Annotated in this window: 27 protein-coding genes; 12 read left to right on the top strand and 15 right to left on the bottom strand. The window is 71.3% G+C overall.

The window, feature by feature from the left end; all coding sequences use genetic code 11:
• Nucleotides 1-5: 5 nt before the first annotated feature.
• From prfA to MKL01_RS17810, 3 genes are all read right to left on the bottom strand, one after another.
• Nucleotides 6-1,091, bottom strand: a complete 1,086-nt coding sequence (gene prfA / locus MKL01_RS17820) for a peptide chain release factor 1 (RefSeq protein WP_243906528.1) — start codon at nt 1,089-1,091, stop codon at nt 6-8.
• 220 nt (nt 1,092-1,311) lie between these two features.
• Nucleotides 1,312-3,573 (bottom strand): phosphoenolpyruvate--protein phosphotransferase, encoded by a 2,262-nt coding sequence (ptsP, locus tag MKL01_RS17815; RefSeq protein WP_243906527.1) that lies wholly within the window; start codon nt 3,571-3,573, stop codon nt 1,312-1,314.
• A gap of 188 nt (nt 3,574-3,761) precedes the next feature.
• Nucleotides 3,762-4,997, bottom strand: a complete 1,236-nt coding sequence (locus MKL01_RS17810) for an aspartate kinase (RefSeq protein ID WP_243906526.1) — start codon at nt 4,995-4,997, stop codon at nt 3,762-3,764.
• Between the two features lie 309 nt (nt 4,998-5,306).
• Between MKL01_RS17810 and ubiG the strand changes: the two genes are divergently transcribed.
• From ubiG to MKL01_RS17780, 6 genes are all read left to right on the top strand, one after another.
• Nucleotides 5,307-6,068 carry a bifunctional 2-polyprenyl-6-hydroxyphenol methylase/3-demethylubiquinol 3-O-methyltransferase UbiG gene (gene ubiG, locus MKL01_RS17805; protein ID WP_243906525.1) on the top strand — a complete coding sequence of 254 codons (762 nt, stop codon included), beginning with the start codon at nt 5,307-5,309 and terminating at the stop codon, nt 6,066-6,068.
• Between the two features lie 46 nt (nt 6,069-6,114).
• Nucleotides 6,115-6,687: a YbhB/YbcL family Raf kinase inhibitor-like protein gene (locus MKL01_RS17800; RefSeq protein WP_243906524.1), complete on the top strand. Its 573-nt coding sequence runs from the start codon at nt 6,115-6,117 to the stop codon at nt 6,685-6,687.
• Between the two features lie 135 nt (nt 6,688-6,822).
• Nucleotides 6,823-7,443, top strand: coding sequence for a PAS domain-containing protein (locus MKL01_RS17795; protein WP_243906523.1), 621 nt, complete (start codon nt 6,823-6,825; stop codon nt 7,441-7,443).
• A gap of 176 nt (nt 7,444-7,619) precedes the next feature.
• Entirely contained in the window at nt 7,620-7,745 is a 126-nt protein-coding gene (gene ykgO, locus MKL01_RS17790) for a type B 50S ribosomal protein L36 (protein WP_003601867.1), read from the top strand.
• Nucleotides 7,746-7,931: 186 nt separating this feature from the next.
• Nucleotides 7,932-8,543, top strand: a complete 612-nt coding sequence (locus tag MKL01_RS17785) for a tetratricopeptide repeat protein (protein ID WP_243906522.1) — start codon at nt 7,932-7,934, stop codon at nt 8,541-8,543.
• On the top strand, nt 8,540-9,559 hold the full coding sequence (locus tag MKL01_RS17780) for an alpha/beta fold hydrolase (protein WP_243906521.1): 1,020 nt from the start codon (nt 8,540-8,542) through the stop codon (nt 9,557-9,559). The genes MKL01_RS17785 and MKL01_RS17780 overlap by 4 nt, the downstream gene beginning before the upstream one ends.
• 36 nt (nt 9,560-9,595) lie before the next feature.
• Here the strand turns inward: MKL01_RS17780 and pyk are convergent, their stop codons facing one another.
• From pyk to MKL01_RS17765, 3 genes are all read right to left on the bottom strand, one after another.
• Nucleotides 9,596-11,032: a pyruvate kinase gene (gene pyk, locus MKL01_RS17775; protein ID WP_243906520.1), complete on the bottom strand. Its 1,437-nt coding sequence runs from the start codon at nt 11,030-11,032 to the stop codon at nt 9,596-9,598.
• A 111-nt stretch (nt 11,033-11,143) separates the two neighbouring features.
• Entirely contained in the window at nt 11,144-11,626 is a 483-nt protein-coding gene (locus tag MKL01_RS17770) for a DUF1036 domain-containing protein (RefSeq protein WP_243906519.1), read from the bottom strand.
• On the bottom strand, nt 11,592-12,911 hold the full coding sequence (locus MKL01_RS17765; protein WP_243906518.1) for a glycerate kinase: 1,320 nt from the start codon (nt 12,909-12,911) through the stop codon (nt 11,592-11,594). Before MKL01_RS17765 ends, MKL01_RS17770 begins: the two co-directional genes overlap by 35 nt.
• A 175-nt stretch (nt 12,912-13,086) precedes the next feature.
• On the opposite strand from MKL01_RS17765, the gene MKL01_RS17760 reads away from it, so the two are divergent.
• The 3 genes from MKL01_RS17760 (at nt 13,087) to MKL01_RS17750 (ending at nt 14,613) form a co-directional block, all read left to right on the top strand.
• On the top strand, nt 13,087-13,851 hold the full coding sequence (locus tag MKL01_RS17760; RefSeq protein ID WP_243906517.1) for an N-formylglutamate amidohydrolase: 765 nt from the start codon (nt 13,087-13,089) through the stop codon (nt 13,849-13,851).
• A gap of 55 nt (nt 13,852-13,906) precedes the next feature.
• Entirely contained in the window at nt 13,907-14,215 is a 309-nt protein-coding gene (locus MKL01_RS17755) for a DUF1244 domain-containing protein (protein ID WP_243906516.1), read from the top strand.
• A gap of 116 nt (nt 14,216-14,331) precedes the next feature.
• A complete protein-coding gene (locus MKL01_RS17750; protein ID WP_243906583.1) occupies nt 14,332-14,613 on the top strand; it encodes a DUF2312 domain-containing protein in 282 nt (93 codons plus the stop codon).
• A 112-nt stretch (nt 14,614-14,725) separates the two neighbouring features.
• On the opposite strand, the gene MKL01_RS17745 is transcribed toward MKL01_RS17750, so the two are convergent.
• Nucleotides 14,726-16,555, bottom strand: a complete 1,830-nt coding sequence (locus MKL01_RS17745; RefSeq protein WP_243906515.1) for an alkaline phosphatase family protein — start codon at nt 16,553-16,555, stop codon at nt 14,726-14,728.
• A gap of 330 nt (nt 16,556-16,885) precedes the next feature.
• Nucleotides 16,886-17,923, bottom strand: coding sequence for an aspartate-semialdehyde dehydrogenase (locus MKL01_RS17740; protein WP_243906514.1), 1,038 nt, complete (start codon nt 17,921-17,923; stop codon nt 16,886-16,888).
• A gap of 320 nt (nt 17,924-18,243) precedes the next feature.
• Here MKL01_RS17740 and MKL01_RS17735 point away from each other — a divergent pair, with 320 nt between their 5' ends.
• The 3 genes from MKL01_RS17735 (at nt 18,244) to MKL01_RS17725 (ending at nt 21,623) form a co-directional block, all read left to right on the top strand.
• A complete protein-coding gene (locus MKL01_RS17735) occupies nt 18,244-19,086 on the top strand; it encodes a hypothetical protein (protein WP_243906513.1) in 843 nt (280 codons plus the stop codon).
• Between the two features lie 136 nt (nt 19,087-19,222).
• A complete protein-coding gene (locus MKL01_RS17730; RefSeq protein ID WP_243906512.1) occupies nt 19,223-19,645 on the top strand; it encodes a hypothetical protein in 423 nt (140 codons plus the stop codon).
• Nucleotides 19,646-20,003: 358 nt separating this feature from the next.
• On the top strand, nt 20,004-21,623 hold the full coding sequence (locus tag MKL01_RS17725; protein ID WP_243906511.1) for a gamma-glutamyltransferase family protein: 1,620 nt from the start codon (nt 20,004-20,006) through the stop codon (nt 21,621-21,623).
• 4 nt (nt 21,624-21,627) lie between these two features.
• Here MKL01_RS17725 and MKL01_RS17720 read toward each other — a convergent pair whose 3' ends face one another.
• The 7 genes from MKL01_RS17720 to ruvA all read right to left on the bottom strand — a co-directional run bounded on the left by MKL01_RS17720 (nt 21,628) and on the right by ruvA (nt 26,574).
• The gene (locus tag MKL01_RS17720; RefSeq protein WP_243906510.1) at nt 21,628-22,596 is read right to left on the bottom strand and encodes a hypothetical protein; all 969 of its coding nucleotides are present in this window, start codon (nt 22,594-22,596) and stop codon (nt 21,628-21,630) included.
• An 87-nt stretch (nt 22,597-22,683) separates the two neighbouring features.
• A complete protein-coding gene (locus MKL01_RS17715) occupies nt 22,684-23,358 on the bottom strand; it encodes an alpha-ketoglutarate-dependent dioxygenase AlkB (RefSeq protein WP_243906509.1) in 675 nt (224 codons plus the stop codon).
• Nucleotides 23,359-24,015 (bottom strand): 2,3-bisphosphoglycerate-dependent phosphoglycerate mutase, encoded by a 657-nt coding sequence (locus tag MKL01_RS17710; protein ID WP_243906508.1) that lies wholly within the window; start codon nt 24,013-24,015, stop codon nt 23,359-23,361. It lies immediately after the preceding gene.
• Nucleotides 24,012-24,809 (bottom strand): 4-hydroxy-tetrahydrodipicolinate reductase, encoded by a 798-nt coding sequence (gene dapB, locus MKL01_RS17705; protein WP_243906507.1) that lies wholly within the window; start codon nt 24,807-24,809, stop codon nt 24,012-24,014. Before dapB ends, MKL01_RS17710 begins: the two co-directional genes overlap by 4 nt.
• Before the next feature lie 127 nt (nt 24,810-24,936).
• Nucleotides 24,937-25,434 carry a bacterioferritin gene (gene bfr / locus MKL01_RS17700; protein WP_243906506.1) on the bottom strand — a complete coding sequence of 166 codons (498 nt, stop codon included), beginning with the start codon at nt 25,432-25,434 and terminating at the stop codon, nt 24,937-24,939.
• Nucleotides 25,435-25,477: 43 nt separating this feature from the next.
• Complete coding sequence (locus MKL01_RS17695) at nt 25,478-25,750, bottom strand: bacterioferritin-associated ferredoxin (protein ID WP_243906505.1); 273 nt, start codon at nt 25,748-25,750, stop codon at nt 25,478-25,480.
• A 206-nt stretch (nt 25,751-25,956) separates the two neighbouring features.
• Nucleotides 25,957-26,574: a Holliday junction branch migration protein RuvA gene (gene ruvA, locus MKL01_RS17690; protein ID WP_243906504.1), complete on the bottom strand. Its 618-nt coding sequence runs from the start codon at nt 26,572-26,574 to the stop codon at nt 25,957-25,959.
• Nucleotides 26,575-26,682: the final 108 nt, after the last annotated feature.

Below are 26,682 nucleotides of genomic sequence, written 5' to 3'. Positions count from 1 at the left end.
CGCGCTCAGGCCATGCCCTCCGCGGCCAGGAGCTCGGCCTGGTGTTCGGTGATCAGGGCGTCGACCACCTCGTCCAGGGCGGTCCCGGCCATCACCTCCTCCAGCTTGTAGAGGGTGAGGTTAATCCGGTGATCGGTGACCCGGCCCTGCGGGAAATTGTAGGTGCGGATCCGTTCGCTGCGGTCCCCGGAGCCGACCTGCGCCTTCCGGTCGGCGGCCCGGGCCGAATCCTTGGCGTTGCGCTCGGCCTCGTACAGCCGGGCGCGCAGCAGCGTCATTGCGCGGGCCCGGTTCTTGTGCTGGGAGCGCTCTTCCTGGACGAACACCACGATTCCGGTCGGCAGGTGGGTGATGCGGATCGCCGACTCCGTCTTGTTGACGTGCTGGCCGCCCGCGCCCTGGGCCCGCATCGTGTCGATCTTCAGATCCGCGTCGTTGACGTGGATGTCGACCTCCTCGGCCTCCGGCAGCACCGCCACCGTGGCGGCCGAGGTGTGGATGCGTCCCTGCGTCTCGGTGTCGGGCACGCGCTGGACCCGGTGGGCGCCGCTCTCGAACTTGAGGCGGGCGAACACGCCCCGACCCTTGACCTCGGCGACGACCTCCCGGAAGCCGCCGACCGTGCCCTCGCTCTCGGAGATCACCTCGACCCGCCAGCCCTTCGCCTCGGCGTATTTCGCGTACATCCGGAACAGGTCGCCGGCGAACAGCGCGGCCTCGTCGCCGCCGGTGCCGGCGCGGACCTCCAGGATCGCACTCTTCTCATCCGCCGCATCCTTCGGCAGCAGCAGGAGCTGGAGGTCGCGGTGGGCGGCTTCGAGCGCCTCCTGCGCCTCCGGCTTCTCCGCGGCGGCGAGCGCCCGCATCTCCGGATCGGTGCCGGGCTCGTCGATCAGCGCCTCGACGCCCGCGAGGTTCTCCAGGGCCGCCCGATAGGCGCGGATCGCCGCCACGACCGGATCGAGGTCGGACAGCTCCCGCGAGAGCTGGACCACGGTGTCGGGCTCGCCCTCGCCCGAGGCGAGCTGCGCGGTGACCATGTCGTGCCGCGCCAGGATGGCATCGAGGCGCTCGGTGGGAAAGGGGATCATCGCCCGTGTTTCTGCAAGTCTGTGCGTGCCGCTTCGGGCCGGGCTCGGGCCATGCATCGCGAAGGGAGATGCGCGGCTCGGAGGAATGTTTGGCCCGGCAGGACGTCCCCCAATCCACGCCTCTTCCGTTCGAGAACGGAAGCCGCGGCGCTTCGGCCGAAAGCGTCGTGGCGTTGCCGTACAACCCCGGTCGAATGTTCGGCAAGGGTCGCCTGCGCGCTTAGATAGGGACGCCGTGGGCGTGCGCGAAGGCGGCCAGCGCCGGCCGCAGCGAATCGCCGTCGTGCATGCGCGCCATCTCGCTGTCGATGAGATGGGCCACGGCGCCGGCGTCGAGGTTCAGCACCATCGCCTTGACCGGCCCGATGGCGGCCGGCGACATCGACAGGTCGCGATAGCCCAGGCCGATCAGCGCCATGGCGTCGAGGGGCCGGCCGCCGATCTCGCCGCAGACCGTCACCGGGCAGCCGGCCGCGTTGGCCCGCTCGGCGATCAGCCGGAACGCCCGCAGCGCCGCGACGCTCAACGGGTCGAACCGGTCGGCGACCCGGCGATTCTCCCGGTCGACCGCGAACAGGAACTGCATCAGGTCGTTCGAGCCGACCGAGAGGAAATCCGCCTCCCGGGAGATCTCGTCGATCTGGAACAGCAGCGAGGGCACCTCGATCATCGCGCCGAGGCGGCATTCGGCCGGCAGGCGGTAGCCGTGGCGCTTCAGATAGGCCTTCTCGCGCTCGACGATGCCGCGGGCGCGCACGAACTCGTCCACCGTGGCGACCATCGGGAACATGATCTTGAGCGGGTCGCCGTCCGCGGCCTTCAGCAGCGCCCGGAGCTGCATGCGCAGCAGGGCCGGCCGGTCGAGGCCGATCCGGATCGCCCGCCAGCCGAGCGCCGGGTTCTCCTCCTCGAGCTTGGCCATGTAGGGCAGGATCTTGTCGCCGCCGATGTCGAGGGTGCGCACCGTCACCGGCTTGCCCTTCGAGGCCGCGAACACCTTGCGGTAGAGGTCCTGCTGCTCCGCGGCCGAAGGCATGCGCTGGGCGACCATGAACTGCAGTTCGGTGCGGAACAGGCCGACGCCCTCGGCGCCCGTCTCCTGGAGGTGGCTGAAATCGACCAGCAGCCCGGCGTTGAGGTGCAGGCCCACCCGCACCCCGTCGCGCGTCCGCGCCGGCAGGTCGCGCAGCGCCCGGTACTGCTCCTGCCGGCGGGCGCGCAGGCGGACCATCTCGGCGTAGGCCGCCTCGACCTCGGGACCGGGGCGGACGTGGATCTCACCGGCCACGCCGTCGACGATGATGGCGTCGCCGGCGTCGCACAGCGCGGTGGCGTTCTCGACCTCGCCCACCGCCGGGATGCCCAGCGCCCGGGCGACGATCGCCACGTGGCTGGTGGGACCGCCCTCCTCCAGGACGATCCCGCGTAGCGTCGAGGCCTCGTAGTCGAGGAGCGCCGCCGGGCCCATGGTGCGCGCCACCAGGATGGCGTTCTCGGGCAGGATCGCCACCCCGGTCCCCTCGGAGCCGAGCAGCGTGCGCAGGACGCGGTTGGTCAGGTCGTCGAGATCGTGGAGCCGCTCCCGCAGATACGGGTCGGACTGCCGCATCATCCGGGCCCGGTTGTCGGACTGGACGCGCTCGACCGCGGCCTCCGCGGTCAGGCCGGACGTCACCGCCTCGCGCATCCGCCGCAGCCAGCCCTTGTCGTGGGCGAACATCCGGACAGTCTCCAGGACCTCCCGCGATTCCGCCGTGCCGATGCGGTCGCCGCGCTCAACGAGCGCGTCGATCGCCGAGCGCACCTTCTCGATCGCCTCGTCGAGGCGCGCGACCTCGCGCTCGACGTTCTCGGCGATCAGGGTCTTCACGACCACGCGCGGCTCGTGGAGCACCACGTGGCCGAGGCCGATCCCGTCGGCGAGCGCGATGCCCCGCGCCACCACCGGGCGGCGGGCGGCGGTGCCGGCATCGGGTGCCAGGCCTTCCAGCTCGCCGGAGGCGATCATCTCCGAGAGCACCATGGCGGTGGTCTGGAGCGCCTCGATCTCCTCCTCGGAATAGACCCGGTAGGTCTTGTTCTGGACGGTGAGGACGCCGAGCGTGTTGCCGGCCCGCAGCAGCGGCACGCCCAGGAAGGCGTGGTAGGATTCCTCCCCCGTCTCCGGCCGGTACGAGAAGGACGGGTGGTTCTGGGCGTCGGAGAGCGACAGCGGCTCGGCCGTGCGGGCGATAAGGCCGACCAGGCCCTCGTCGGCGCGCATGCGGGTCTGGTGGACCGCCTCGCGGTTCAACCCTTCCGTGGCGAACAGCTCGAGGGTGTTGTCATCCCGCAGGACGTAGACCGAGCAGACCTCGGCCACGACGTTGGCGGCGATCAGGACGACGATGCGGTCTAGGCGTGCCTGGGGGCTGACCGGCTCCGCCATCGCTTCGCGGAGGCGGCGCAGCAGCAGGCGCGGGCCTCCGGGCGCAGCGGGCATCTTCTCGTCGTTCCAGCGTTGGTGAGCGGCCTTGGCGTGGACCACCCTGCAACCTTGGCGCCAAGCGCGGGACGGCCGGCACCCGATGGACCGTACCGCTGGCCCCAGAGGCTCTCTGGGATCGGAGGATCGGCCCGCGACTGTTAAGCTCAGACCACGCGACCGCTCGAAACCGCGTCGTCCCAGGCTCAGGCCTGATCCAGGCCGTATAGCGAGTGAAGCGTGCGCACGGCAAGCTCCGTATAAGCAGCATCGATCAGCACGGAGAACTTGATCTCCGACGTGGTGATCGCCCGGATGTTGATGCCCTTCTCGGCCAGCGCCCGGAACGCTTTCGCCGCGACGCCCGCATGACTGCGCATGCCGACGCCGATCGCCGAGACCTTCACCACGTCGGTGGCGCCCTCGATCTGCGCGTACCCGATCTGGCCGCGGGCCTCGTCGAGGATCGCCCGGCAGCGCTGATATTCGGAGGTCGGCACCGTGAAGGTCATGTCGGTCGTCGACTGGTCGCCCGACACGGTCTGGATGATCATGTCGACGTTGATGTTGGCGTCGGCGAGCGGCCCGAAGATGGCGGCCGCCACGCCGGGGCTGTCCTTGACCTTGCGCAGGGTGATCTGCGCCTCGTCCCGGGAGAACGCGATCCCGGTGATGATCTGCTGTTCCACGATGTCGTCCTCGTCGCAGATGAGGGTGCCCGGGCGCGCGGCGTCCGGCGGATCGAAGGAGGACCGCACCGTGGTCGGCACCCGGTGGACCATGGCGAGCTCCACCGAGCGGACCTGCAGCACCTTGGCGCCGAGCGAGGCCATCTCCAGCATCTCCTCGAAGGTCACCCGCTCCATGCGGCGGGCCTTCGGCACGACGCGCGGGTCGGTGGTGTAGACCCCGTCCACGTCCGTGTAGATGTCGCAGCGCTCGGCCCCGATGGCGGCCGCCACCGCCACCGCCGACGTGTCCGAGCCGCCGCGCCCGAGGGTCGTCACCCGGCCGGTCTCGGCGTGGACGCCCTGGAAGCCGGCGATCACCGCGACCTCGCCTCCGGCGAAACCGGCATCGAGGTTCTTCGGGTCGATGTCGGCGATGCGGGCGGAGCCGTGCGCGTCCGAGGTCACCACCGGAATCTGCCAGCCCTGCCAGGAGCGGGCCTTGATCCCGTCCTTCTGGAGCGCGATCGCCAGGAGGCCGGCGGTGACCAGCTCGCCCGAGGCGACGACGGCGTCGTATTCCCGCGGATCGTAGAGCGGGTTGGCGTCCTTGACCCAGTCGACCAGCTCATTGGTCTTGCCCGACATGGCCGACACGATCACGGCGACGTCGTAGCCGGCCGCCACCTCGCGGGCGACGTGGCGCGCGACGTTGCGGATGCGGTCGACGTTGGCGACGGAGGTGCCGCCGAATTTCATCACCAGACGGGGCATGGTCTCTCGGTCGCGGGTTCCCGGTGGTGATCGGAGAGGACCGCTTCGGGCCGTTCCGGACGGTGCCCGGCGGGTACAAGCCGCCCGGTGGAGTGTCAACAAGCCGCCGGTCACGGCACCGGCGCGCCGGGTCCGGGCCGGCCCGCGGCGGCCCGGGACGACGGGGTGCCGGCGTTCGGATTCGCCCCCAATTCGGGGAGCCGCGGTTCGGCCCTGCGCGTCGCAGCGACTTCCCGGCGGCCGGCGTGCTAAGGCGCGGGCGGGATCCGGGGCGGCGGTCTCGGACGCCGGAAGCTGAACGGAGCGCGCATGGACAGGACGGGCACGGACGGCGTGACGGGCGGATTCGTCGATCGCGGCGAGGTCGCGCGCTTCGACGCGCTCGCCGGCACCTGGTGGGACGAGACCGGCCCGATGCGGGTGCTGCACCGGTTCAACCCGGTCCGGCTCGCCTACATCCGCGACGCGCTCTGCCGGCACCAGGGCCGGGAGCCGATGGCGCCGTTCCCCCTGGACGGTCTGACGATCTGCGATGTCGGCTGCGGCGGCGGCGTGCTCTCGGAACCGCTGGCGCGGCTCGGCGCGACGGTGACCGGCCTCGATCCGGCGGAGCAGAACATCGCGGTGGCGCGGGCCCACGCCGAGGCGGCGGGCGTGCCGGTCGACTATCGCGGCGAGACGATCGAGGCCGTGGTGGCGTCGGGCCAGACATTCGACGCCGTGCTGATCATGGAGGTGGTGGAGCACGTGTCGGACATGCCGGCCTTCGTGCGGACCGCGTGTGCCGCCGTGAAGCCCGGCGGCATGCTGTTCGCCGCGACCCTCAACCGGACCCTGCGCTCCTTCGCGCTGGCGATCGTCGGGGCCGAGTACGTGCTCGGCTGGCTGCCCCGCGGCACCCATGACTGGGAGAAGTTCGTGACGCCGGCGGAACTCGACCGGGCGATCCGGGCCGGCGGCCTCGCGCCGGCCGACCCGGTGGGCGTCGTCTACAATCCGCTCACCGACGGCTGGCGCACCGGGCGCGACACGGCCGTGAATTACATGGTCGCAGCTGAGCGCCCGGACTGAACCGGCCGGACTCTCCGCCGTTGGGCGTGCAGCGGAGGATACGGCGATGCTCGAACACATTCCCAGCGCCCTGGGCAGCGCCCTGTCGGGCCTGAAGGCCGGCATGGCGAAGACGGCCTATCACGGGACCTTCGCGGACATCCCCGAAACCATCAGCCTGACGAGTCCGGCCTTCGCGGACGGCGCGGAGATCCCCGCACGGTTCACCGCCGACGGCGAAGGCCTGTCGCCGCCCCTGGCCTGGAGCGGCCTGCCGGACGCGACCGCCGCCCTCGTCCTCCTCGCCGAGGATGCCGGCAGCCCGACGCCGCACCCGCTGGTCCACCTGATCGTGGCCAACGTTCCGCCCCAGCCGGCCGGTCTGGGCGAAGGCGTCCTGTCGGGTCAGGCCCGGCCCGGCGATCCGAGCCGGATCGGCCGGAACAGCTTCCTGCGCGCGGACTGGCTGCCACCGGATCCCCCGAGCGGTCACGGCCGGCACGATTACGTGTTCCAGATCTACGCCCTCCGGCAGGCGCTGGACCTTCCGCAGGAGCCCGGCCGCGGCGCGCTTCTGGAGGCGATGCGCGGCCACGTCGTCGGCAAGGGCAGGCTGATCGGGTCCTATGCCCGCCCCTGAGGCTTGAAGAACGCGCGGGGTCGAATAGCGAACCTGCCGGCCGGCGCGTTGTGCCGACCCGCGCACATCAGTACCGTGTCATGGGGACGCCCCGGTCAGGGCAGCATCTCCCAATCGGAACTGGAGTTCGGGCCTGTGGGCGTCGACGCGCGGACGAAGCGGCGGGGCAGCGAGAGCGTGGCGCGCGCGCTCGCCGCATCCGATGTCGGCACCTGGGAGTGGCACCTCTCGGACGACATGGTGCGCTGCGACGCCGTCGCGGCGGCCATGTTGGGCGTGCCGCGGGCGCGGGGGGACCGCGGTGCGACCTTCGCGCTGTTCCTTGAGAGGATCCATCCGGAGGATCGGCGGCGGATCGGCTCGCTCATCGACGACCTTCGCCGTCAGGGCGGCCTCTACATCGCCCAGTACCGCACCGTTCCGGAGCCCGGCGATGTGCGCTGGATCCTGGCCCGGGGCCGGTTCAGCCGGGACGCCGAGGGCGGCGTCAGCGAGGCGCGCGGGATCGTCATCGACGTCACCGAGAGCAGCCGCGACGGATTCCTGGACGAGTCCGCCTTCTGTGCGACCGACGTGCCGGTCGGCGGCATCGATCGGGTCGCGGAACTCGCCCTGATGCTGTTCTCGGCGGCAGAGGAGGGTCTGCCTGCGGCTGGCTTCAAGGGCCTGAAGCCGATGCTCGATGTTCTGCTCCTCGAGATCGGCCGGCAGCTCGTCGGCGCGCCGCCGGTGTCGGACCTCGACAGCGTCCATTAGGCCGGCTTGGTGGCCTCAAGCGGTGGCTTGCCTTGCCTTCCGGAGGCGAATCCTGATATGGCGGCGCCATCCCGCGATGCGTGTGCCGTGATCGCCGGACGCGATCGCGCGTCCTGCCTCGTGACCACGTTCCCGACACCCTTGCCATGGACGGCCCCTCCGGGCTCGAGAGACCGATGAAGATCCGCAATTCCCTCAAGTCCCTGCGTGGCCGTCACCGCGACAACCAGCTCGTGCGCCGCAAGGGCCGGGTCTACGTGATCAACAAGACCCAGAAGCGCTTCAAGGCCCGCCAGGGCTGAGGCCGCGCCGTCGTTCCGCGGGGCGGTCACCGCCCCTGCGGGGAAACGCGATGTGCCGGGGCATCCGGCCCGCCGGCGGGCCCGGCATTGCCGAAGCAGCCGCATCCGTCATCGGGTGTGGCTGTTTGCGTCTGCGCGGCACCGCGGCACGTTGACGGGTTTGCCGGCGACGCCCAGTCTGGCGCGATGTTGCCGACGCGCGCCCTCGCCACCCTGATCTGCTTCTCGGCCTTCGCGGCGGAGCCCCCGGTCGCCCGGGCGGCCGCCGATGCGGGCCGGTCGGGCCGCCCGGCGTCCGAGGCGAAGCCCGCGCCGAAACCGCCGAGCCTCGACGACCTGTTCGCCCGCCTGCGCGCCAGCGAAGACCCCGCCGAGGCGAAGGGCATCGCCCTCCTGATCGAGCGTCGCTTCGCCGGCTCCGGCAGCGCGACCGCGGATCTGCTGACGGATCGCGCCCGGCAGGCGGTCACGGCCCACGACTTCCCGCTGGCGGCCGAACTGATGGACCGGGTCACCGTTCTGGAGCCCGGCTGGTCCGAGGGCTGGAACCGGCGCGCGACGGTGTTCTGGCTGCTGACCGACAAGGACGACGCCATCGCGGATCTCCAGCGGGCGCTCGTGCTCGAGCCGCGCCATTTCGAGGCCTGGGCGGCCCTGGGCCGGATCTACGAATCGGCCGACGACAAGCCCCGGGCGCTCGCGGCGTTCCGCCGGGCTCACGCCCTCTACCCGCAGATGGACAAGATCGACGAGGCGATCACCCGCCTCGCCCCGGAGGTTGACGGCCGCGACCTGTGACGCGGGTGGTCGGCATTCTCCTCACCGTCCTGGCCCTGCCGCTTGCGGGCGTCGGCCTCGTGCTGATCCTCGGCGGTCTGGCGAGCCTCGCGATCACGCTGTGGGTCGGATCCACGTATCCGCCGCGCGGCCCGTTCGTGGAGATCGCGGGCGGCCGGCTCGCGACGATCCAGGATGGCCCGCTCGACGGACCCCCCATCGTCCTCCTGCACGGGGCTTCGGCCAACGCCTCGGACCCGATGGAGGGGGTCGGCCGGCTCCTCGCCGCCCGGGGCTTCCGGGTCATCGCCTTCGACCGCCCCGGCTTTGGCTGGAGCGACCGCATCGCCGGGGCCGAGGCGGCCGCGCCGGCGGTGCAGGCGCGCCTGATCGCGGAGGCGCTCCGGCGGATGGGCATCGGTCCGGCGATCGTGTTCGGCCATTCCTGGGCCGGCGCCCTGGCCCTGGCGCTGGCCCTCGACCATCCGGACCGGGTTTCCGCCCTCGCGCTCGCGGCGCCCGTGGCAATGCCGATGCCGGATCAGATGCCGGCCCTGCCCTGGTACTGGCGCCTCGCCGTGAAGCCGCCGGTGGCGTGGCTCCTCAGCCGGACCGCGGGGCCGCCGCTGGCGCAGCATTTCCTTCCCGAGGCGGCGCGCCGGGTGTTCCAGCCCCAGCCCGCCATGCCCGATTACGCCGAACGGGCACGGGCGGCCCTGGTCCTGCGGCCGGGCACCCTGCTCGCCAACGTGCAGGACCTGCTGGGATTGCCGGCGGCGCTGGCGGCCCAGAGCCGCCGCTATGCCGAGATCCGGGTTCCGACGCTCATCGTCTCCGGCGAAGCCGACCCCATCGTGCGCAGCGCCGCGCAGGCCGTGCCGCTGGCGCGGGCGATCCCGGATGCGCGCCTCGTCCTGCTCCCGGGGATCGGCCACATGCTCCAGTACGTCGCGGCGGACCGGGTGGCCGAGGAGGTGGCGGCGCTGTCCCGCAGCCTGAAGGGCACGGTGACGGCGGCTCCGGCCGACCCGCGCTGAGCGGGCGCCCCCGGGGCGCCCGCGTCGGATCGGGCCTCAGGCCTTCTCGGCGTGCTCCCGGGTGATGAACGTCAGCCGGACGAGGTTCGTCGCCCCGGGCGTGCCGAACGGCAGGCCGGCCACGACGATCACCCGGTCGCCCACCGCGGCGAACTTCTCGCGCACGGCGAACTTGGCCGCTCGGAACGACATGTCGTCCACGTCGCTCGCGTCCTTGGTGACGATCGGATGCGTGCCCCAGGCCATGGCGAGGCGGCGGGCGGTCTCGCGCCGGGGCGTCAGGGCGATCACCGTGGCGTTCGGGCGCTCGCGGGCGAGACGCAGGGCCGTCGAGCCGGAATTGGTCCAGGCCATGATGGCGTCGAGATTCAGCGCGTCGACCATCTGGTGCGCGGCGGCCGCGATGGCGTCGGCCGCCGTCTCGTCCGGCGTCGCGTTCTGGGCCCGGATGATCGACCAGTAGATCTGGTCGCGCTCCACCTGCTCGGCGATGCGGTTCATGGTCTCCACCGCGCCGATCGGATAGGCCCCCGACGCGCTCTCGGCCGACAGCATCACGGCGTCGGCGCCCTCGTAGACCGCGGTGGCCACATCCGAGACCTCGGCGCGGGTCGGCACCGGCGCGGTGATCATCGATTCGAGCATCTGGGTCGCCACCACGACCGGCTTGCCGAAGCGCCGGGCCGCCCGGGTGATGCGCTTCTGCACCCCCGGCACCTGCTCCAGCGGCATCTCCACGCCGAGATCGCCCCGGGCGACCATGAGCCCGTCGGAGATCTCCAGGATCTCGTCGAGGCGGGTGAGCGCCTGAGGCTTCTCGATCTTGGCCATCACGAGGGCGCGACCGGCGCAGACCTTCTTGACCTCCGCCACGTCCTCGGGGCGCTGGACGAAGGACACGGCGATCCAGTCGGCCCCGGCGTTGAGGCCGGCATCGAGATCCGCCCGGTCCTTGTCGGTCATCGCCGGGACCGGGATCACCGTGTGGGGCAGCGACACGCCCTTGCGGTTCGAGATCCGTCCGCCGACTTCGACGCGGGTCACGGCGCGGTTCTCCGACGTCTCCAGCACGCTGAGCCGCAGCTTGCCGTCGTCGAGCAGGATCGCGTGGCCCGGCTCCAGGGCCTGCAGGATCTCCGGATGCGGCAGGTGGCAGCGCGCGGCGTCGCCCGGGGTCGGATCGCCGTCGAGCACGAAGGTGGCGCCGGCCTCGATCATCACGGCGCCCTCCGCGAAGGTGCCGAGCCGCAGCTTCGGGCCCTGCAGGTCGACCAGGATGCCGATCGGGTGCTTGGCTTCCCGCTCGATGGTGCGGATCGCCTCGACCTTCTCGGGCAGCTTCTCCCGCGGCAGATGGCTCATGTTGAGCCGGAACACATCCACGCCCGCGCGGAACAGCCGCTCGATCATCTCCGGCGTGTCGGAGGCCGGCCCGAGGGTGGCGACGATCTTCGTGCGGCGCGAGCGTTTCAAGCGTCATCCTCCGGATGGTCTGTTGGCGGTCCGACGGGCTTCGCCGTGTCGAGACCGCGGTGCGGGTGTGAGCATTCCGCGCGGCGCACCGTCAAGGGCGCCGCCGGCCCGTCACGGTTTCGACGGCGTATCCGCGCGGTTCGGATCGGTGAGCTGGATCGTCCAGCTCTTCTGCTCGCCGGTATCGACCTCGAAGAAGCCGTTGCGGTCGTAGCCGCGGGCGAGACAATCCTCGGTGCCGCGGATCGTGTATTCCGAATCGCGGGTGCACATCAGGGACCGGCCGCTCCACTCGCCGCCGCGCGTGTAGTCGACCGCGAAGACGTAGTAGAACCGCGCCGCGAGGGCGCCCTTCAGCAGGGTCTCGCAGGCCTTGGGCGCGAGATCCCACCAGCCCTCCGTGACCCAGCCCTGCGGGTCCCGGTAGCCCAGGGAGATCCCGACCTTGCTGCCGGTCTGGTTGCAGAGGCGCAGATCCGCCCGCGCCGGGCCCGCGCCGAAGAGCGCGAGGCCGAGAGCGGTGACGAGGGCGAGGGGCTGAGCCGCCGGGACGCGACGCTTAGTCGACGAGGATGACGCGACAATCGTTGACATTGGTGCAGGTCGGACCGGGGTTCACGAGGTCGCCGAGGGCCGCGAAGAACGCGGTCGAGTCGTTCTGCTCCAGCATCGCGGCCGGGTCGAGGCCGGCGGCCCTGGCGCGCGCCAGCGTCGTCGGGTCGATCAGTCCGCCCGCCGGGTCGGTGGCGAGGCCCCGCCCGCCATCGGTGCCGTCCGTGTCGGCGCTGATCCCGGAGATGCCCGGCGCGCCGGCCAGCGCGACCGCGAGCGCCAGCGCGTATTCCTGGTTCGGCCCGCCGTTGCCCTCGCCCCGGATGGTGACGGTCAATTCGCCCCCCGAGATCAGCGCGACGCGCCGCCCGGCGGACTTGTGGCGCTTGGCTTCGACCGCGTGCTCGGCCGCGACCGCGCGGGCCTCGCCTTCGAGATCGGCCCCCAGCATCATGGGCTCGTAGCCTGCGGCCCGGGCGGCCTCGGCGGCGGCGTTCAGCGCGTCGATCGGGCGGGCGATGATGCGGTACTCGGCCCGGGCGAAGGCGGGATCGCCGGCCTTCGGCGTCTCGTTGTTCGGGTCGTTGAGGAGCCGCACCGCCTCCGCCGGCAGGGGTATGCCCCGGCGCTCGCAGATGCCCCGGGCGTCCGCCAGGGTCGAGGGATCGGGCACCGTGGGTCCCGACGCGATCACCGCCGGATCGTCGAAGGGGACGTCCGAGATCGCGAGCGTCAGGATCCGCCGGGCGTTGCGGGCCGCAAGGGCGAGGCGGCCGCCCTTGATCCGCGAGATGTGCTTGCGCACCGTGTTGATCTCGCCGATCGGCGCGCCGGAGCGGAGCATCGCCCGGGTGATGGCCTGCTTCTCGGTGAGCGTCAGGGCACCGGCCGGGGCGATCCAGTTGGCCGAACCGCCCCCCGAGAGGAGCACCAGCACCTCGTCATCCGGGCCCGCCTCGGTGGCGAGCCGCAGGGCCTCCTGGGTGGCGGCGATGCCGGCCTCGTCGGGGACCGGGTGCCCGGCCTCGACCATGTGGATGCCCGGCGCGTCCTGACCGTAGCCGTGCCGCGCCACCGCCAGGCCGACGATCCGGTCGTCGCCGAGCCCGTGCTGCTCGCGGTAGAACCGGCTCGCCACGGCGCTCATGCTGCCCGCGGCCTTGCCCGCCGCCAGGATGATCAGCCGGCCCGGGCTCGGCTCCGGCAGGTGCGGCGGCAGGGCGAGGTCCGGATGGGCGGCGCGGATGGCCGCCGTGAGGATCCTGTCGAGAAGCGCGCGCTGCGCCTGGATGGCCGGATCGGCGACGGGCGGGACGGTCTCGGTCATGGCGTCGAACGGGCTCCTCTCCTTCGTGTCGCGCGATCCCCGCCCGTTTCTTCCCTGGGCGGCGGGCCCGTTTCTTGCCGTGAGCGCACGATCCTTGATAGGTGATCTGCCCGAGCGACCGCGTCACGGCAAGCGCCATCGGCGTCCCCCACAGATCACAAGACCTCGGAGCCCCGTGACCAGCCCGGAGACAGAAGCCGACGCCTTGCCGGTGCATCCCTGCGAGATCATCGCCGGCGACCCCGCCTGCGGCCTCGTCATCGCCTGCGACCACGCCTCGAACCATGTCCCCCCCGACATCGATCTCGGCGTGCCGGCCTCCGAGTTCGGACGGCACATCGCCTACGACATCGGCGCAGCCGGCGTCACACGCCTGCTCGCGGCCCGGCTGAACGTGCCGGCGATCCTGACGAACTTCTCCCGCCTGATCATCGATCCGAACCGCGGCCGATCCGATCCGACCCTGGTGATGCGCCTGTCCGACGGCGCCATCGTGCCGGGCAATGCCCGCATCGACGAGGCCGGCCGGCAGGCCCGGATCGCCCGCTTCTACGCGCCGTTCGACGCGGCCATCGATGACGCGATCGGGGCCGCCGTGGCGGCGGGCCGGCCGCCCGCGCTCCTGACCCTGCACAGCTTCACGCCCTACTGGCGCGGCATCGCGCGGCCCTGGCAGGTCGGCATCCTGTACGACCGCGACGAGCGCTTCGCCCGGGCGCTCATCCGCGCCCTCGCGGACGATCCCGCCGGACTGACCGTCGGCGACAACGAGCCCTACGGCGGCGGCCTGCCGGGGGACACGATCGACCGCCACGCCACCGCGCGGGGCCTCGCCAACGCCCTGGTGGAGATCCGCCAGGACCTCATCGCCGGCGCGGACGGGCAGGCGGAGTGGGCCGAGCGCTTCGCCCGCATCCTGCGCCCGTTGCTGGCGGCTTGATGTCGGGCCGGCCGGTCCCGAAATGGGGCCAGACCCGACAGGAGAACTGCGTCCGATGAGCGAGATCGATCCCGGCACCCAGACGGCGCTCGACGCGGCCGTGTTCCGCCGCCTCGTCGCGCATCTGCGCGACCGGACCGACGTGCAGAATATCGACCTGATGAACCTCGCCGGCTTCTGCCGGAACTGCCTGTCGAACTGGCTCAAGGACGCCGCCGACGAGGCCGGTGTTCCGCTGACCAAGGACGAGAGCCGCGAGGCCGTCTACGGGATGCCCTACGCCGCCTGGAAGGACCGCTACCAGGCGGAGGCGAGCCCGGAGCAGCGGGCGCATTTCGCGACCGCGCAGGCCAAGGACCATTGAGGGAGCGGCCGGCCCCGCGCGAATCGGCTAAGCTTCCGGTAAGGCCGGCCCGTTAACCACGGGTCCAGGGCGCAGCCGCGCCGTGCATTCCGGAGAGCTTCATGAACGCCCATGCAATGCCCACCGCGGCGGCCCAGCGGCCCAGCGGCGACGTCTCGTCCGCCGAGGGCGTCGCCGCCGACGAGTTGAAGCAGTTCATCGAGCGCCTCGAGCGCCTGGAGGAGGAGAAGGCCGGCATCATGGGCGACATCAAGGAGGTGTTCGCCGAGTTGAAGGGCCGGGGCTTCGACGCCAAGGCGGTGCGCACCATCCTGCGGATCCGCAAGCAGGATCACAGCGAGCGCCAGGAGCAGGAGGCGATCCTCGAGCTCTACCTGCAGGCCCTCGGCATGGCGTAGGCGGCAGGTCGGCGCCCGCGGTCCCGCCGCGGGCGCAGGCCACACGGCGCCTTCGCCCCCAACTTCTCTGGGCTGCGGTCCGCAGGGGACAGAGGGTGGGCCGCGGAGCCGCTCAGCGCGGCTCGGCCGCCGCCTGGGTGGCCTCGCTGAGGCCGAGCGTGCGGCCGGGATAGCCGGCGGCATCGAAGTAACGGGTCCCGTCGACCGTCTGGTACCTGAGGACCGTCACCTGGCCGGTGGCGTCGGGCTCCGATCGCAGCACGTGCGCCTCGGCGTTCGGCGTCGCGCCGTTCGCCAGCGCCTCGGTCAGGACGCGCCCGACGAGGGTGCCCTTCGCGGGGATCGTCAGGTCGAGGATCCGGGCGATCGTCCGCCCGAAATCGGCGTTGCTCGCCGGGACCGCGCTCTCGCGGGCCGTCCGGAAGCTCGGACCCATGGCACCCATCACGTTCCGGGTGTCGGCGCGCGAGAAGCTGCCGTGCATCCCCTGCCCCTGCTGCAGCACGGTATCGGAGACCTCGACGCCGCAGGTGGTGGGATCCGCGCAGCCCGTCGAGAAGCTCCGGAAATTCACCACGATGGCCGGCATCGGGGTCAGCGCCGAACCGTCGAGGGCGATGCTGGAGAGCGGCAGCGTGCCCGGGATCGCGCCCAGGGCGGCGCTGACGAACAGGCCGCTGACGTAGTCCTGGCGGGACAGCGCCGCCACGACCCGGCGCGCCAGCGCCGCGTCGCCGCCGGGCAGGTAGACGAGGTCGGACCCGCCGTTGGCGGCGACCACCACGTCGGGCTTGGCCGGATCCGTGCCGATCAGTCCGTTGGCCCGGCTCGGAAAGCTGTCGGGGCCGAGCTTGGCGCCGGCGGCGTCCGGATCGAACAGGTCGAGGCCCAGATCGTGGGCGAGGTCGATGGCGAGGAAGCCGGGCGGGAGCTGGTGGCCCGGCACGCCCTTGTAGCTCCGCGTCGCGGAGTAGGCCGTGGCGCTCTCCTTCGAGATGGTGGAGAAGCCGTGATCGGAGGTCAGGACCACGTCGGTGGTATCGGCGAGCCCCTGCTCTGCCAGGGCCGCGAGCAGGGCCGCGAGGTTCGTGTCGGCGTTGCGGATGGCCGCGAGGCTCGTCGGGCCGTTGATACCCGGCACCAGCTGGCCCAGCCTGTCACCCTGGTTGTGCTGCGTCCCATCCGGATCGCGTGACCAGAACACCAGCACGAAGGGAGCGCCCCGCGCCTTGAACAGCGGCAGCACCGCCCGCGCCGCCACGGCGGCGAAATAGCCCTGCTGCTCCACGTTGGCCGTCACCGTGCCGGGCGTGGTCGAGGTCCCGGCCTGACCGTTGGCGCCCCGCGCCGGGGTCTGGGCCGGCAGGCCGGCCGCGTCGAGGCGCGCCCGGAGGTCGTCGTTCAGCGGCACCCCGCCCGGCCGCCCCGTGCTGTCGTCGATCAGGATGGTCTCCTGGCCGGAGCGCGCCGTGTGGTCGAAGACAAGGGATGGACCGAGCTTGCCGATGCTCGCCGTGGACAGCCCCTTGGCGTGGGCGGCCCGCAGGATCGTCTCCTCGTTGAGGTAGTTGCCGGCGAAATGCGCGTCGACGTCGCCGAGGACCGGGTCGCTCTCCAGGAACGGCGTGAGGCTGTTGCCGGCGCCCGGCACGGGAAAGGCGGTGTAGATCGTGTTGCCGAACTGGCCGGTGTCCCCAAGCATGTGCCCCGTCGCCATCGCGGTGGCGTTGGGCATCGTGAAGGTCGGGAACAGGGAATGCGGGTTGGTGAACCGCACGCCCGTCTTCATGAGCCGGTCCATGGTCGGCGCGTTGGCGGCGTTCACCATCCCGTAGCGCAGGCCGTCGGCCACGAACAGGACGACGTTGCGGGGCTGCGCCCCCGCGTCGGACGAACCGAGCAGCCCCAGTCCGATCAGGCAGGAAAAGAGTGCGCGCCGCACGATGACTCTCCGAACGTTCCGGGGTGTGACGTGCGGGGAGACGATGACAGGCGCGTGACACGCGTGGTGCCGGGCCGCGCAGCGTGCGGATTCATCGACCTGCGGCCGAGACCGTGTGCGATCGATCGCGCGTCACTCAGCCCTCTCTGTCGGGAACAGGACAATGAGAGAGATGCGCGCGTTTCCCTCCCCCGCAAAGGGGGGAGGGCGGACCCGCGCCCGATCCTGAAGCTGCGTTGCCGGAACGGGTGAAAAACCCCGCACGTGCGGCGGGGAAACAGGGTTCGGACCGGCCGTGTCCCAGTCGCCGAACCGCCCTGCCGGACGGCTTCAGGCCGCGCGCTTGGACCGGTTCAGCAGCTTGCGGTTGACCAGAACCTCGGCGATCTGAACCGTGTTGAGGGCCGCGCCCTTGCGGAGGTTGTCGGAGACGCACCAGAAATTCAGGCCGTTCTCGATGGTCGCGTCCTCGCGGATGCGCGAGACGTAGGTCGCGTCCTCGCCGGCCGCCTCGTGGGGCGTCATGTAGCCGCCGTTCTCGCGCTTATCGATCACCAGCACGCCGGGGGCGGCGCGCAGGATCTCGGTGGCCCTCTCGGCCGAGAGCGGGCGCTCGAACTCGACGTTCACCGCCTCGGCGTGGCCGATGAAGACCGGCACGCGAACCGCGGTGGCGGTCAGCTTGATCTTCGGATCGAGCATCTTCTTGGTCTCGGCGACCATCTTCCACTCTTCCTTCGTGTAGCCATCCTCCATGAAGACGTCGATGTGGGGGATGACGTTGAAGGCGATCCGCTTGGTGAACTTGCCGCCCTGCTTGATCTCGCCGGCGGTGAAGACGGCGCGGGTCTGGTTGAACAGCTCGTCCATCGCCTCCTTGCCGGCGCCGGAGACCGACTGGTAGGTCGACACCACGACGCGCTTGATCGTGGCCGCCTCGTGCAGGGGCTTGAGGGCGACGACCAGCTGAGCGGTCGAGCAGTTCGGGTTGGCGATGATGTTGCGCTTGGTGAAGCCCACGATCGCGTCGGCGTTCACCTCGGGGACGATCAGCGGCACGTCGGCGTCGTAGCGGAACGCGGACGAGTTATCGATGACCACGCAGCCCTGCTTGGCGATCCGCGGAGACCATTCCTTGGACGTCTCGCCGCCCGCCGACATCAGGCAGATGTCGGTGTCGGAGAAGTCGTAGGTGTCGAGGGTTTTGACCTTGAGCGTCTTGTCGCCGAAGGAGACCTCCTGGCCCTGGCTGCGGCGCGAGGCCAGCGCCACGACCTCGTCGGCGGGGAACGCCCGCTCGGCCAGGATATCGAGCATCTCGCGGCCCACGTTGCCCGTGGCGCCGACGATGGCGACCTTGTAACCCATCTCTCGTCTCCGCGCGGATGGCCCTGATCGATCCGGGCGCCGCGCCTCTAGCCAGCAAAATCGGCCGACGGATCGTTCGTGCCGGATGACGCCCGCAGAACGGACGCGGCCGCAGACCCCGACCTCGCCTGAGGTGGGATCGACGGCCGCACCGAGCAAGGCGCGCGCGGGGACGTGCTGTCAAGGCCGGCGGCCGGGCAACGATCGATTCACCCTGATCCGGAGAATCCGGTGACGGAGACCCGCCGGACAAGGGAATTCAATCCTTGCCCGCGAGGGTCGCAGGCGGACCATGAGGTTCGCCGTCTGCACGGGGCGCCATGCCGATCGAAACAGCGCTTGCGGGCGCGCGGGCCGATTCCCGCATGCTGACCGCGCGGGCCGCGCCGTCGCTCGTCGATCTCGGCCTGCGCGTCGCCCTGGCCTCATCGGTCATCGCGCTGCTGTGCGTCTGCGCCCTGCCGCCCGGCAGGAAGCCCGGCTCGGTCCCCGGCGCGGCGTCTGCCCTGCTCGGCGCGGAACCGGCCTTCGTGCCGGCCACGAAGGCCGCCCCCGCGCCGCCGCCGGCGCCTCCGGCCCGGTTCGGTTTCGCGCAGCCGGGTCCGGACCCGGCGCACGTCGCCGCGCGGATCGACCGGCTGACCGGCCTGCGGGAGGACGCCCTGACCCAGGGCGACGTCGCGGCGATCGAGGCCCCGGCGCTGCGGGTCACGCTGACCCGCGGCGCGGTCCCCGACGTGGCGGCCTCGCTGTTCGTGCTGATGGCCCGGCGTGCCGCGGGGGGCCCCGCGATCGATCGACCGGCCCTCTCGGTGCTGCGGACCGGGTCACGCGGCCAGATCCGCACCAGATTCGGTGTCGTGGAGACGTTGGAGCTGACCTTCGGGGGCGCGACGCCTCGGACCTGCACGGGCTTCGTCACCCGGGACGGCGCGATCCGGCTGGATGGGTGGTTCTGCGCCCCGCTCGGACGTCCGCCGGAGGCCCAGGCTCTGGCCTGCATGCTCGACGCGCTGAGCTTCCTCGATCTCGCCGATCCGGAGACCAGCGCGGCCTTCGCGAGTGCCCCACAGGCGCCGCGGACCTGTCCCGCCCCGCCCCCCGCGTCGGAGGTTTCCAACCGGACGGGATCGATTCCGCAACGTTCGCGAAACAAAAAATGAGGCCAGAGTGTGGCAAATCGCACAAGCTCTGCCATAAGGGCGGAACAACAGCCCCGCTCAAGCGTCTTCTGGTCAAAGGCGGCGAACTGTTAAGCTTCGGCCGCCATAGTGTCGGCACTCATTGATAAGGTTGGCCATGCGCTCGCTCAAGATCGCCCTTCTCGGCGTCGTCGCCGCCACCGGCCTCGGCGCTCTGGCCTCCGCGCCCGCCGTCGCCCAGGACGGCTTCGTGTCCGGCCCGGTCTATCGGGTCAGCCGGCCGCTGCCGATCCGCGTGCGTCCGCGGTCCTGGCTCGACGCCGGCAACGTGCCGCTGACCTCCAACGTTCCCGGCGCCGGCGGGTCCGGCAACCCGGCCCTGAACCCCTATCTGATCGCCGCCTCCAACCAGCTGACCCCGCCCTACGGCCCGAGCGACCGCTACGGCCGCGGCGTCCTGCCGGATCCGATCACCAACGGCCCGTTCATCGGTGCGCGCTCGTCCGCGATCCGCAACGTCGACCTCTCCTTCGTCGACCGTCTCGACCCGACTTCGCCGCTCTACGGCCGCCCGTACTGATCGCGCGGCAAGGGATCGGCGCTCTTCCGGGATCGTGACGCACCCCTTTCCTGGACAGGTGAAGCGTCAGCGAAGCCTGATCTTGGATCCAGCACAGGAAGCGCCACGGCAGCGGCACGGATTGATCCAGTAAGGCGCTTCGCGACCCCTCGTGGCGGATCCCGGGTCGCATTCCGCTAAGGCTGCATGCGCCCGGGAGAAGGTCGCGTGCCATAAAGATCGTACTGAGCAGTCGCGCGGGCCCTCGGGTCCGCGTTTTTCGTTTGCGACCCTGCCGTTTCGGCCGTTCACCGGTCCCGGATATCCTGTATGCCAGGGGGACGGGAGCGGTGGTGCTGCCGCTGCCGGGATCCGTTCCATGATGCCGTTCGACTGGGTGACCGGATATCCGTCGGTGCGCATGCCGATGTTCGGGCGCAATTGCGTGGCGACCTCCCACGCGCTGGCCGCCCAGGCTGGCCTCCAGATGCTCCAAGCGGGGGGGAACGCCGTCGACGCGGCCATCGCCGCGGCGGCCGCCAAGACCGTCACCGAGCCCTGCAGCAACGGCCTCGGGTCGGATGCCTTCTGCATCCTGTGGGACGGGCAGGCCCTGCACGGTCTCAACGCCTCGGGCGGTGCGCCGGCGGCCTGGACCCGGGATTACTTCCTGAGCAAGTACGGGCCGGCCGATCGGCCGCCGATGCGCGGCTGGGATTCCGTCACCGTTCCCGGCGCGGTCGCCGCCTGGGCGGCCCTGAGCGAGCGTTTCGGCCGCCTCCCCTTCGCCGACCTGATGCAGCCGGCGATCCGCATCGCCGAGCGCGGCTATCTCGCGCCGGTGGTCGTGCAGCAGAAATGGGCGGCCGCCGCCCGGGTCGAGGCGATCACCCGCCAGCCGGGGTTTTCGGACTTCTTCCTGCCGAAGGGCCGGGCGCCGGAGGTCGGCGAGCTGGTCACGTTCCCGGGCGCCGAGCGGACCCTCCGGCTGATCGGCGAGACCAAGGGCGAGGCCTTCTACCGGGGCGAGATCGCCGAGGCGATCGCCGCGCATGCCCGGGCCAACGGCGGCGCCATGACGGCGGCCGACCTCGCCGCCTACCGCCCCGAATGGGTGACGCCGACGGCCCAGGACTATCGCGGCTACACGCTCCACGAGATCCCGCCGAACGGGCAGGGCATCGCGGCGCAGATCGCGCTGGGTATCCTGGAGCATTTCGACCTCGCCGGCCTGCCCGTCGACGGCCCTGAGGCGCAGCATCTCCAGATCGAAGCGATGAAGCTCGCCTTCAGCGACACCTACCGCTACGTCGCCGATCCGGGCAGCATGGCGGTGACCCCGGAGGCGATGCTCGATGCCGCCTACCTGGCGGAGCGCGCCAGGCTGATCGACCGGAACCGCGCGCAGGTGTTCGGGCCCGGCAAGCCGCCGGCCGGCGGCACGATCTACCTCACCGCGGCGGACGAATCCGGCATGATGGTGAGCTTCATCCAGTCGAACTTCATGGGCTTCGGCTCGGGCGTGGTCGTTCCGGGCTGGGGCATCTCCCTGCAGAACCGCGGCTACGGCTTCGTTCTCGATCCGGCGAGCCCGAACGTGGTGGCGCCGGGCAAGCGGCCTTTCCACACCATCATCCCGGGCTTCCTGACGCGGGACGGGGCGCCGGTGATGAGCTTCGGCGTGATGGGCGGCAATATGCAGCCCCAGGGCCACGTCCAGACGCTGGTGCGCATGCTGGATCACGGCCAGAACCCCCAGGCCGCCTGCGACGCCCCGCGCTGGCGGGTGAGCGAGGGCCTCGACATCAACGTCGAGGCGGCGATGCCGGCCGCGACCCTGGACCGGCTGACGGCCCTCGGCCACCGGCTGGAGGTGATCGAGGACAGCTACCAGGATTTCGGCGCCGGGCAGTTCATCTGGCGGATGGGCGATCCGGCCGTGGAGGGGTACGTGGCCGCGAGCGACCCGCGCCGCGACGGACAGGCCGCGGTCTGGTGAGGCGCTACTTCACCTGCACGCTGTCCACGACCTCGCGGAACTTCGCCAGAACCCCGGTCCGCTGATCCTCGCGGACCACCCCGAGGGCGCGCAGATAGCCGTCCGGCGCGAACCGGATGGTCTGCGACACCACCACCGGCACGTTCGTCGGCTGGTCAACGGCCCGGGCCACGATCTCGTGCCAGTCGATCCCGTTCGAGCGGTAGCTCTGCGCCCGCTCGATCACGAAATCCTTCAGGGTCTGGTTCGACGCCAGGGCGGCCCGGGCGAAGCCGTCCCGCTGATCGGCGGTGGGCGGTTGCTGCACGGCCTGCGCGAGGACGAGGATCGGCTGCTCCAGATTCTGCATCTGGTCCTTGGGCCCCTGCGTGAGCAGGACCGAGTTGCCGGCCAGCACCCGCACCGGACGGAAACCCGCCATGTCGGCGATCCGGAACGGCAGCGCGTCGACCTGCTGGGTCAGGCTCAGCGCCGGACGCAGGGTGACGCCGGTCACCATCTTGCGCATCGTCGCATCGGTCTCGGCGTCGGGGAGCGCCTGCGCGATGACGAGGCCGGTCACGCTCGGCGCGCCGACGACGAGGATCCACTTCCGGATCGCCGGGGCCGAGGTGTTGGGATCGGCGGGCTGCTCGCCGGTGTAGAGCATGCCCTCGTTGTCGCCGATCTTGACCTCCTCGCGCTTCTCGACGGCGAAGCCCTGGTTCAGCAGGTTGGCGTCGGTGAAGCCGCTGACGAGTTCCGCGAAGGCGTTGGGCGGCAGTTCCACCACCGACAGGGTGGCGCCGCCCTCCTTGCGCTCGAAGCCGGAGAAGCGGCGCGAGAGCGACATGTCGCCGGGCGGATCGAAGCCGAAGCGGGATCCCGGCGGGAAGACGGCGTCGCTGGCCCCGGCCCCGGTGACCGGGCCGGCCGCCAGGGTGGCGAGGACGAGAAGCCGCCCGAGACGCAGTGACAGGGGACGCACCAGCATCGGACCTTCGATCTCCACAAGAGCCCGAGGGCCCCGCTTCCGAAGATGGGTCGGACTCCGCGCGGCGACTGTCAAGCGCCAGGAAGATCAGCAGTTCGGGAGGTTTGACGCATCCGTGCGAGACGCAACGTTCGTCACCCGGCGCAGCGTGAGGTTACAGCGACCGCCGGGCGGCAGGAAACCGGGCCCCGTCTCGGCGTCGAGCAGGTCGCCGGTGCCGTAGAGCCGGTCGACGCCGTGGTGGATCAGCCGTGAGGCTCCGCCGATCACCAGGGCGTCCCCGGACTCGAGGCGCACCGAGCGCGTCCGGTCGGAGCGTTTCAGCCCGCCGTAGCGGAACAGGGCGGGTGCACCGAGGGAGAGCGAGAGCACCGGCGCGGCGAGTTCGGCCTCGTCCCGGTCCTGGTGCAGTCCCATCCGGGTCCCGGGGGCATAGAGGTTGATCAGGCAGGCCTCGGGCCCGGCGGGAAACGCCGCCAGGGCGTCCCAGGCCGCCAGGGCGGTGGGCGGCATGGCGGGCCAGGGTCGGCCGGTCTCGGGATGCGCCGCCTGGTAGCGGTAGCCGCGGATGTCGGACACCCAGCCGAGGGGCCCGGCATTCGACATCCGCACGGAGAACGGCTTGCCCGTGCGGGGCATCCGCGGGGTGACGGGCGGCGCGGCTTCGAGGATCGCCGCGACCTCGGCGGCCAGCCGCTCGCGCGCGGCCGCGTCGAGGAAGCCCGGATGGTGGATCAGGCCCGGGGCGAGTTCGGTCGCCACTCAGAGGTCCGCGTCGCCGTCCCGCTCCTGAACCGTCTTGGAGGCGACCGTGGTGTCCGCGTTGAGCCGGTAGATCAGGGGGATTCCGGTCTTGATCTCCAGATCCGCGACGCGGCCGCCGTCCAGGCGGTCGAGGACCATCGCCAGCGCGCGCAGCGAGTTGCCGTGGGCCGCGACCAGCACCCGCTCGCCCGCCATCACGCGGGGCAGGACCGTCTCGATGTAGTAGGGCAGCACCCGCGCGGCGGTGTCCTTCAGGCTCTCGCCCCCGGGGGGCCGCACGTCGTAGGACCGGCGCCAGGCATGGACCTGGGCGTCGCCCCACCGGGCGCGGGCGTCGTCCTTGTTGAGGCCCGCGAGGTCGCCGTAGTCACGTTCGTTGAGCGCGCGGTCCCGGATCACCGGAAGCCCCTGGAGGCCCATCTCCTCCAGGACGAGGGCGCAGGTGCGCTGCGCCCGCACGAGTTCCGACGTGAACGCGACGTCGAAGACGTAGCCCGCCCGCTTCAGTCCGCGGCCGGCCGCCCGGGCCTCGGCGACGCCGCGCTCGGTCAGATCGGGATCGCGCCAGCCGGTGAACAGGTTCTGGAGGTTCCACTCGCTCTGGCCGTGCCGGACGAGGACCAGGAGCCGTTCCGAGGCCGCCGCGCCGGTCACAGGCCGAGCACGTCCGTCATGGCGTAGAGTCCCGGCGGCTTGGGCTGCGCCCAGAGCGCCGCCTTGACGGCGCCCGCGGCGAACAGGCCGCGGTCGGCGGCGTGATGGCTGATCGTCAGGCTCTCCCCGGCGCCGGCGAAGATCACGCTGTGATCCCCCACGACGCTGCCGCCGCGGAGCGTGGCGAAGCCGATATCGCCGGGCCGGCGCGCGCCGGTATGCCCGTCCCGCGTCGAGACGCGGACCGCCTTCAGGTCGACGCCGCGGCCCTCCGCGGCGGCCTCGCCCAGCAGCAGGGCCGTGCCGGAGGGCGCATCCACCTTCATGCGATGGTGCATCTCGGAGATCTCGATGTCGAACTCGTCGCCCAGGGACTTGGCCACGCGGCGCACCAGCTCGGCCATCAGGTTGATGCCGAGGGACATGTTGCCCGACTGCACGATGCGGGCGTGGTACGAGGCCGCCTTGAGCTTCGCCAGGTCATCCTCGGACAGGCCGGTCGTGCCGACGACGTGGACGATCCGGGCCTGGGCGGCGAGCTCGGCGAACGCCACGGTGGCGGCCGGCGCGGTGAAGTCGAGCACGCCGTCCGCGGCCGCGAAGGCGGCGAGGGGATCGTCCGTGACGGGCACATCGAGGGGGGCGAGGCCGGCGAGCGTCCCGGCATCCTGGCCGATCGCCGGGGAACCCGGGCGCTCGATCGCCGCGGAGAGCGTGCAGCCGTCCGCCTGCGCGACCGCGCGGACCAGCATCCGCCCCATGCGCCCGTCGGCGCCGACAACCACCAGCCGCATCCCGGTTTCCGTCCTCGTGCACCCGGCCGGTCCCGCGAGACCGGCCGCCCCTTCGCGGCAGACCCGCGCTGTCGGATCGGAGCGGATGAAGCGGCGGTCCGCGACGCTTCATCCGCTCCGCGCGGAATCAATCCTTCTCGGGCGCGATCGGCTCCAGTCCGCCGATATGGCGCTGGGCGTAGAGCGGCAGGCCGATCTGCCTGATCAGATCGAGCTGGGTCTCGAGGAAGTCGATATGGCCCTCCTCGTCCTCCGCCAGATCCTCGAACAGCCGCATGGAGACGCGGTCGTTGATCGAATCGCAGTACTGCGCGGCTTCGAGGTAGAGGGTCCGGGCGCCGTGCTCGGCGGCCAGATCGCACTCGATCACCTCCTGGACGGTCTGACCGATCCGCAGCGGCTCGAGTTCCTGCAGGTTCGGGAACCCGTCGAGGAACAGGATCCGGTCGATGAACCGATCGGCGTGGTTCATCTCCTCGATCGATTCCTTGCGCCAGAACTTGGCGAGATCGATATAGCCCCAGTTGTTGAGCATCCGGAAGTGGAGCCAGTACTGGCTCACGGCGGTCAACTCACTGCGAAGGCCGCGATTGAGGTACTCGATGACTTTGGTGTCGCCCTTCATGGCCCCCGAACTCCTAACTCAATAGAGGCGGGGAGCAGCCATGTCAGGCCGCGACTCCCTCATCCGCAGTTTGGAATAAAGCCAAACTGCAGGCTTTCGCGCAAGCCGTCGAGCAGGAATGGCTGCCCTCCGCCAAATCGCCTTGGCCCAGGGCGCTGTCCATGATGGAACGGATGGTCCTGGCGCAGCGGCCGCATTTCGGGCTGCAGCCGAGGCACGCGTAGACCTGCGCCGGCGTGCGCGGGCATCCCGGGCCGGGCGACAGACAGGACCGCACGGCCCCGTCCGATATGACATTGCAAGAGCAGACGATCATACGCGCCGTCAATCCCGTCCCTGTGCCAGCGGGTCACGACCCGGTCGGACCAAACAGCCTCACTCAGCCAGATTAGAAAGATTGAAAAGTAGCGACATTTCAACGTCTTACCGGCCGCGGACCGAATGGCACTCGTCACCCGTCGGGTCAAGTGAGGACCCGCACGGCGGCGATGGCCGCCTTCGGATTGGCCCGTGTGGGCCGCCTCAGCGGGCGAGTTCGCGCAGTCCGAGCCGGATCAGGACCTTGGCCTCGGCCCCCTCCCCCGCCCCCTTGAGGGCGGCCGCGATGGCGGCGGCGGCCTGGACCTGCGGGTAGCCGAGATTGACCAGGGCGGAGACTGCATCGGCCACCGGCTGCGGCGCGGCGCCCTCCTCCACGGCCCCGGTGAGCGCGATGAGGGCCGGGTCGATCGGCGCGAAGGCCGGAGCCTTGTCCTTCAGCTCGGCGGCGAGCCGGGCCGCGAGCCGCGGCCCGACCCCTGGGGCGCGGCTGATCGTATTCTTGTCGCCGGTCGCGATGGCGCCGGCCAGCGCGTCCGGCTCCAGCACCGACAGGACGCCGAGCGCCACGCGGGCTCCGACACCCTGCACGGTCTGGAGCAGGCGGAACCATTCCCGCTCGGCGTCGGAGCGGAAGCCGTAGAGGCGGATCATGTCCTCGCGGACGTGGGTCTCGATCGACAGCTCCGCGGCTTCGCCGACCTTGGGCATGCGCTGCAGCGTCCGTGCGGAGCAGTGAACGATGTAGCCGACCCCCGAGACGTCGAGGATCACGAAATCCTCCCCGAACGAGTCCACGACGCCTCTGAGCTTGCCGATCATGCCACGCCTGCCGCTGTCCCGGGATGCCTACAGAAGCGGGGCGGCCTTCGCCAGACATGCTTGAGCGCGCCGGGGGTTCATGAAATCAGGGGCGCGGTGCCGCCCGGG

Source organism: Methylobacterium sp. J-070, assembly GCF_022829385.1.
Lineage (GTDB): Bacteria > Pseudomonadota > Alphaproteobacteria > Rhizobiales > Beijerinckiaceae > Methylobacterium.
This window is presented reverse-complemented; position numbering and strand designations above follow the sequence as displayed.

Excerpts from the sequence above, each read along its gene's own strand:
- prfA (WP_243906528.1), bottom strand. The coding sequence starts at position 1,091 with ATGATCCCCTTTCCCACCGAGCGCCTCGATGCCATCCTGGCGCGGCAC.
- ptsP (WP_243906527.1), bottom strand. The coding sequence starts at position 3,573 with ATGCCCGCTGCGCCCGGAGGCCCGCGCCTGCTGCTGCGCCGCCTCCGC.
- MKL01_RS17810 (WP_243906526.1), bottom strand. The coding sequence starts at position 4,997 with ATGCCCCGTCTGGTGATGAAATTCGGCGGCACCTCCGTCGCCAACGTC.
- ubiG (WP_243906525.1), top strand. The coding sequence starts at position 5,307 with ATGGACAGGACGGGCACGGACGGCGTGACGGGCGGATTCGTCGATCGC.
- MKL01_RS17800 (WP_243906524.1), top strand. The coding sequence starts at position 6,115 with ATGCTCGAACACATTCCCAGCGCCCTGGGCAGCGCCCTGTCGGGCCTG.
- ykgO (WP_003601867.1), top strand. The coding sequence starts at position 7,620 with ATGAAGATCCGCAATTCCCTCAAGTCCCTGCGTGGCCGTCACCGCGAC.
- MKL01_RS17785 (WP_243906522.1), top strand. The coding sequence starts at position 7,932 with ATGTTGCCGACGCGCGCCCTCGCCACCCTGATCTGCTTCTCGGCCTTC.
- MKL01_RS17770 (WP_243906519.1), bottom strand. The coding sequence starts at position 11,626 with ATGTCAACGATTGTCGCGTCATCCTCGTCGACTAAGCGTCGCGTCCCG.
- MKL01_RS17765 (WP_243906518.1), bottom strand. The coding sequence starts at position 12,911 with ATGACCGAGACCGTCCCGCCCGTCGCCGATCCGGCCATCCAGGCGCAG.
- MKL01_RS17755 (WP_243906516.1), top strand. The coding sequence starts at position 13,907 with ATGAGCGAGATCGATCCCGGCACCCAGACGGCGCTCGACGCGGCCGTG.
- MKL01_RS17750 (WP_243906583.1), top strand. The coding sequence starts at position 14,332 with ATGCCCACCGCGGCGGCCCAGCGGCCCAGCGGCGACGTCTCGTCCGCC.
- MKL01_RS17740 (WP_243906514.1), bottom strand. The coding sequence starts at position 17,923 with ATGGGTTACAAGGTCGCCATCGTCGGCGCCACGGGCAACGTGGGCCGC.
- MKL01_RS17735 (WP_243906513.1), top strand. The coding sequence starts at position 18,244 with ATGCCGATCGAAACAGCGCTTGCGGGCGCGCGGGCCGATTCCCGCATG.
- MKL01_RS17730 (WP_243906512.1), top strand. The coding sequence starts at position 19,223 with ATGCGCTCGCTCAAGATCGCCCTTCTCGGCGTCGTCGCCGCCACCGGC.
- MKL01_RS17725 (WP_243906511.1), top strand. The coding sequence starts at position 20,004 with ATGATGCCGTTCGACTGGGTGACCGGATATCCGTCGGTGCGCATGCCG.
- MKL01_RS17720 (WP_243906510.1), bottom strand. The coding sequence starts at position 22,596 with ATGCTGGTGCGTCCCCTGTCACTGCGTCTCGGGCGGCTTCTCGTCCTC.
- dapB (WP_243906507.1), bottom strand. The coding sequence starts at position 24,809 with ATGCGGCTGGTGGTTGTCGGCGCCGACGGGCGCATGGGGCGGATGCTG.
- bfr (WP_243906506.1), bottom strand. The coding sequence starts at position 25,434 with ATGAAGGGCGACACCAAAGTCATCGAGTACCTCAATCGCGGCCTTCGC.
- MKL01_RS17695 (WP_243906505.1), bottom strand. The coding sequence starts at position 25,750 with ATGATCGTCTGCTCTTGCAATGTCATATCGGACGGGGCCGTGCGGTCC.
- ruvA (WP_243906504.1), bottom strand. The coding sequence starts at position 26,574 with ATGATCGGCAAGCTCAGAGGCGTCGTGGACTCGTTCGGGGAGGATTTC.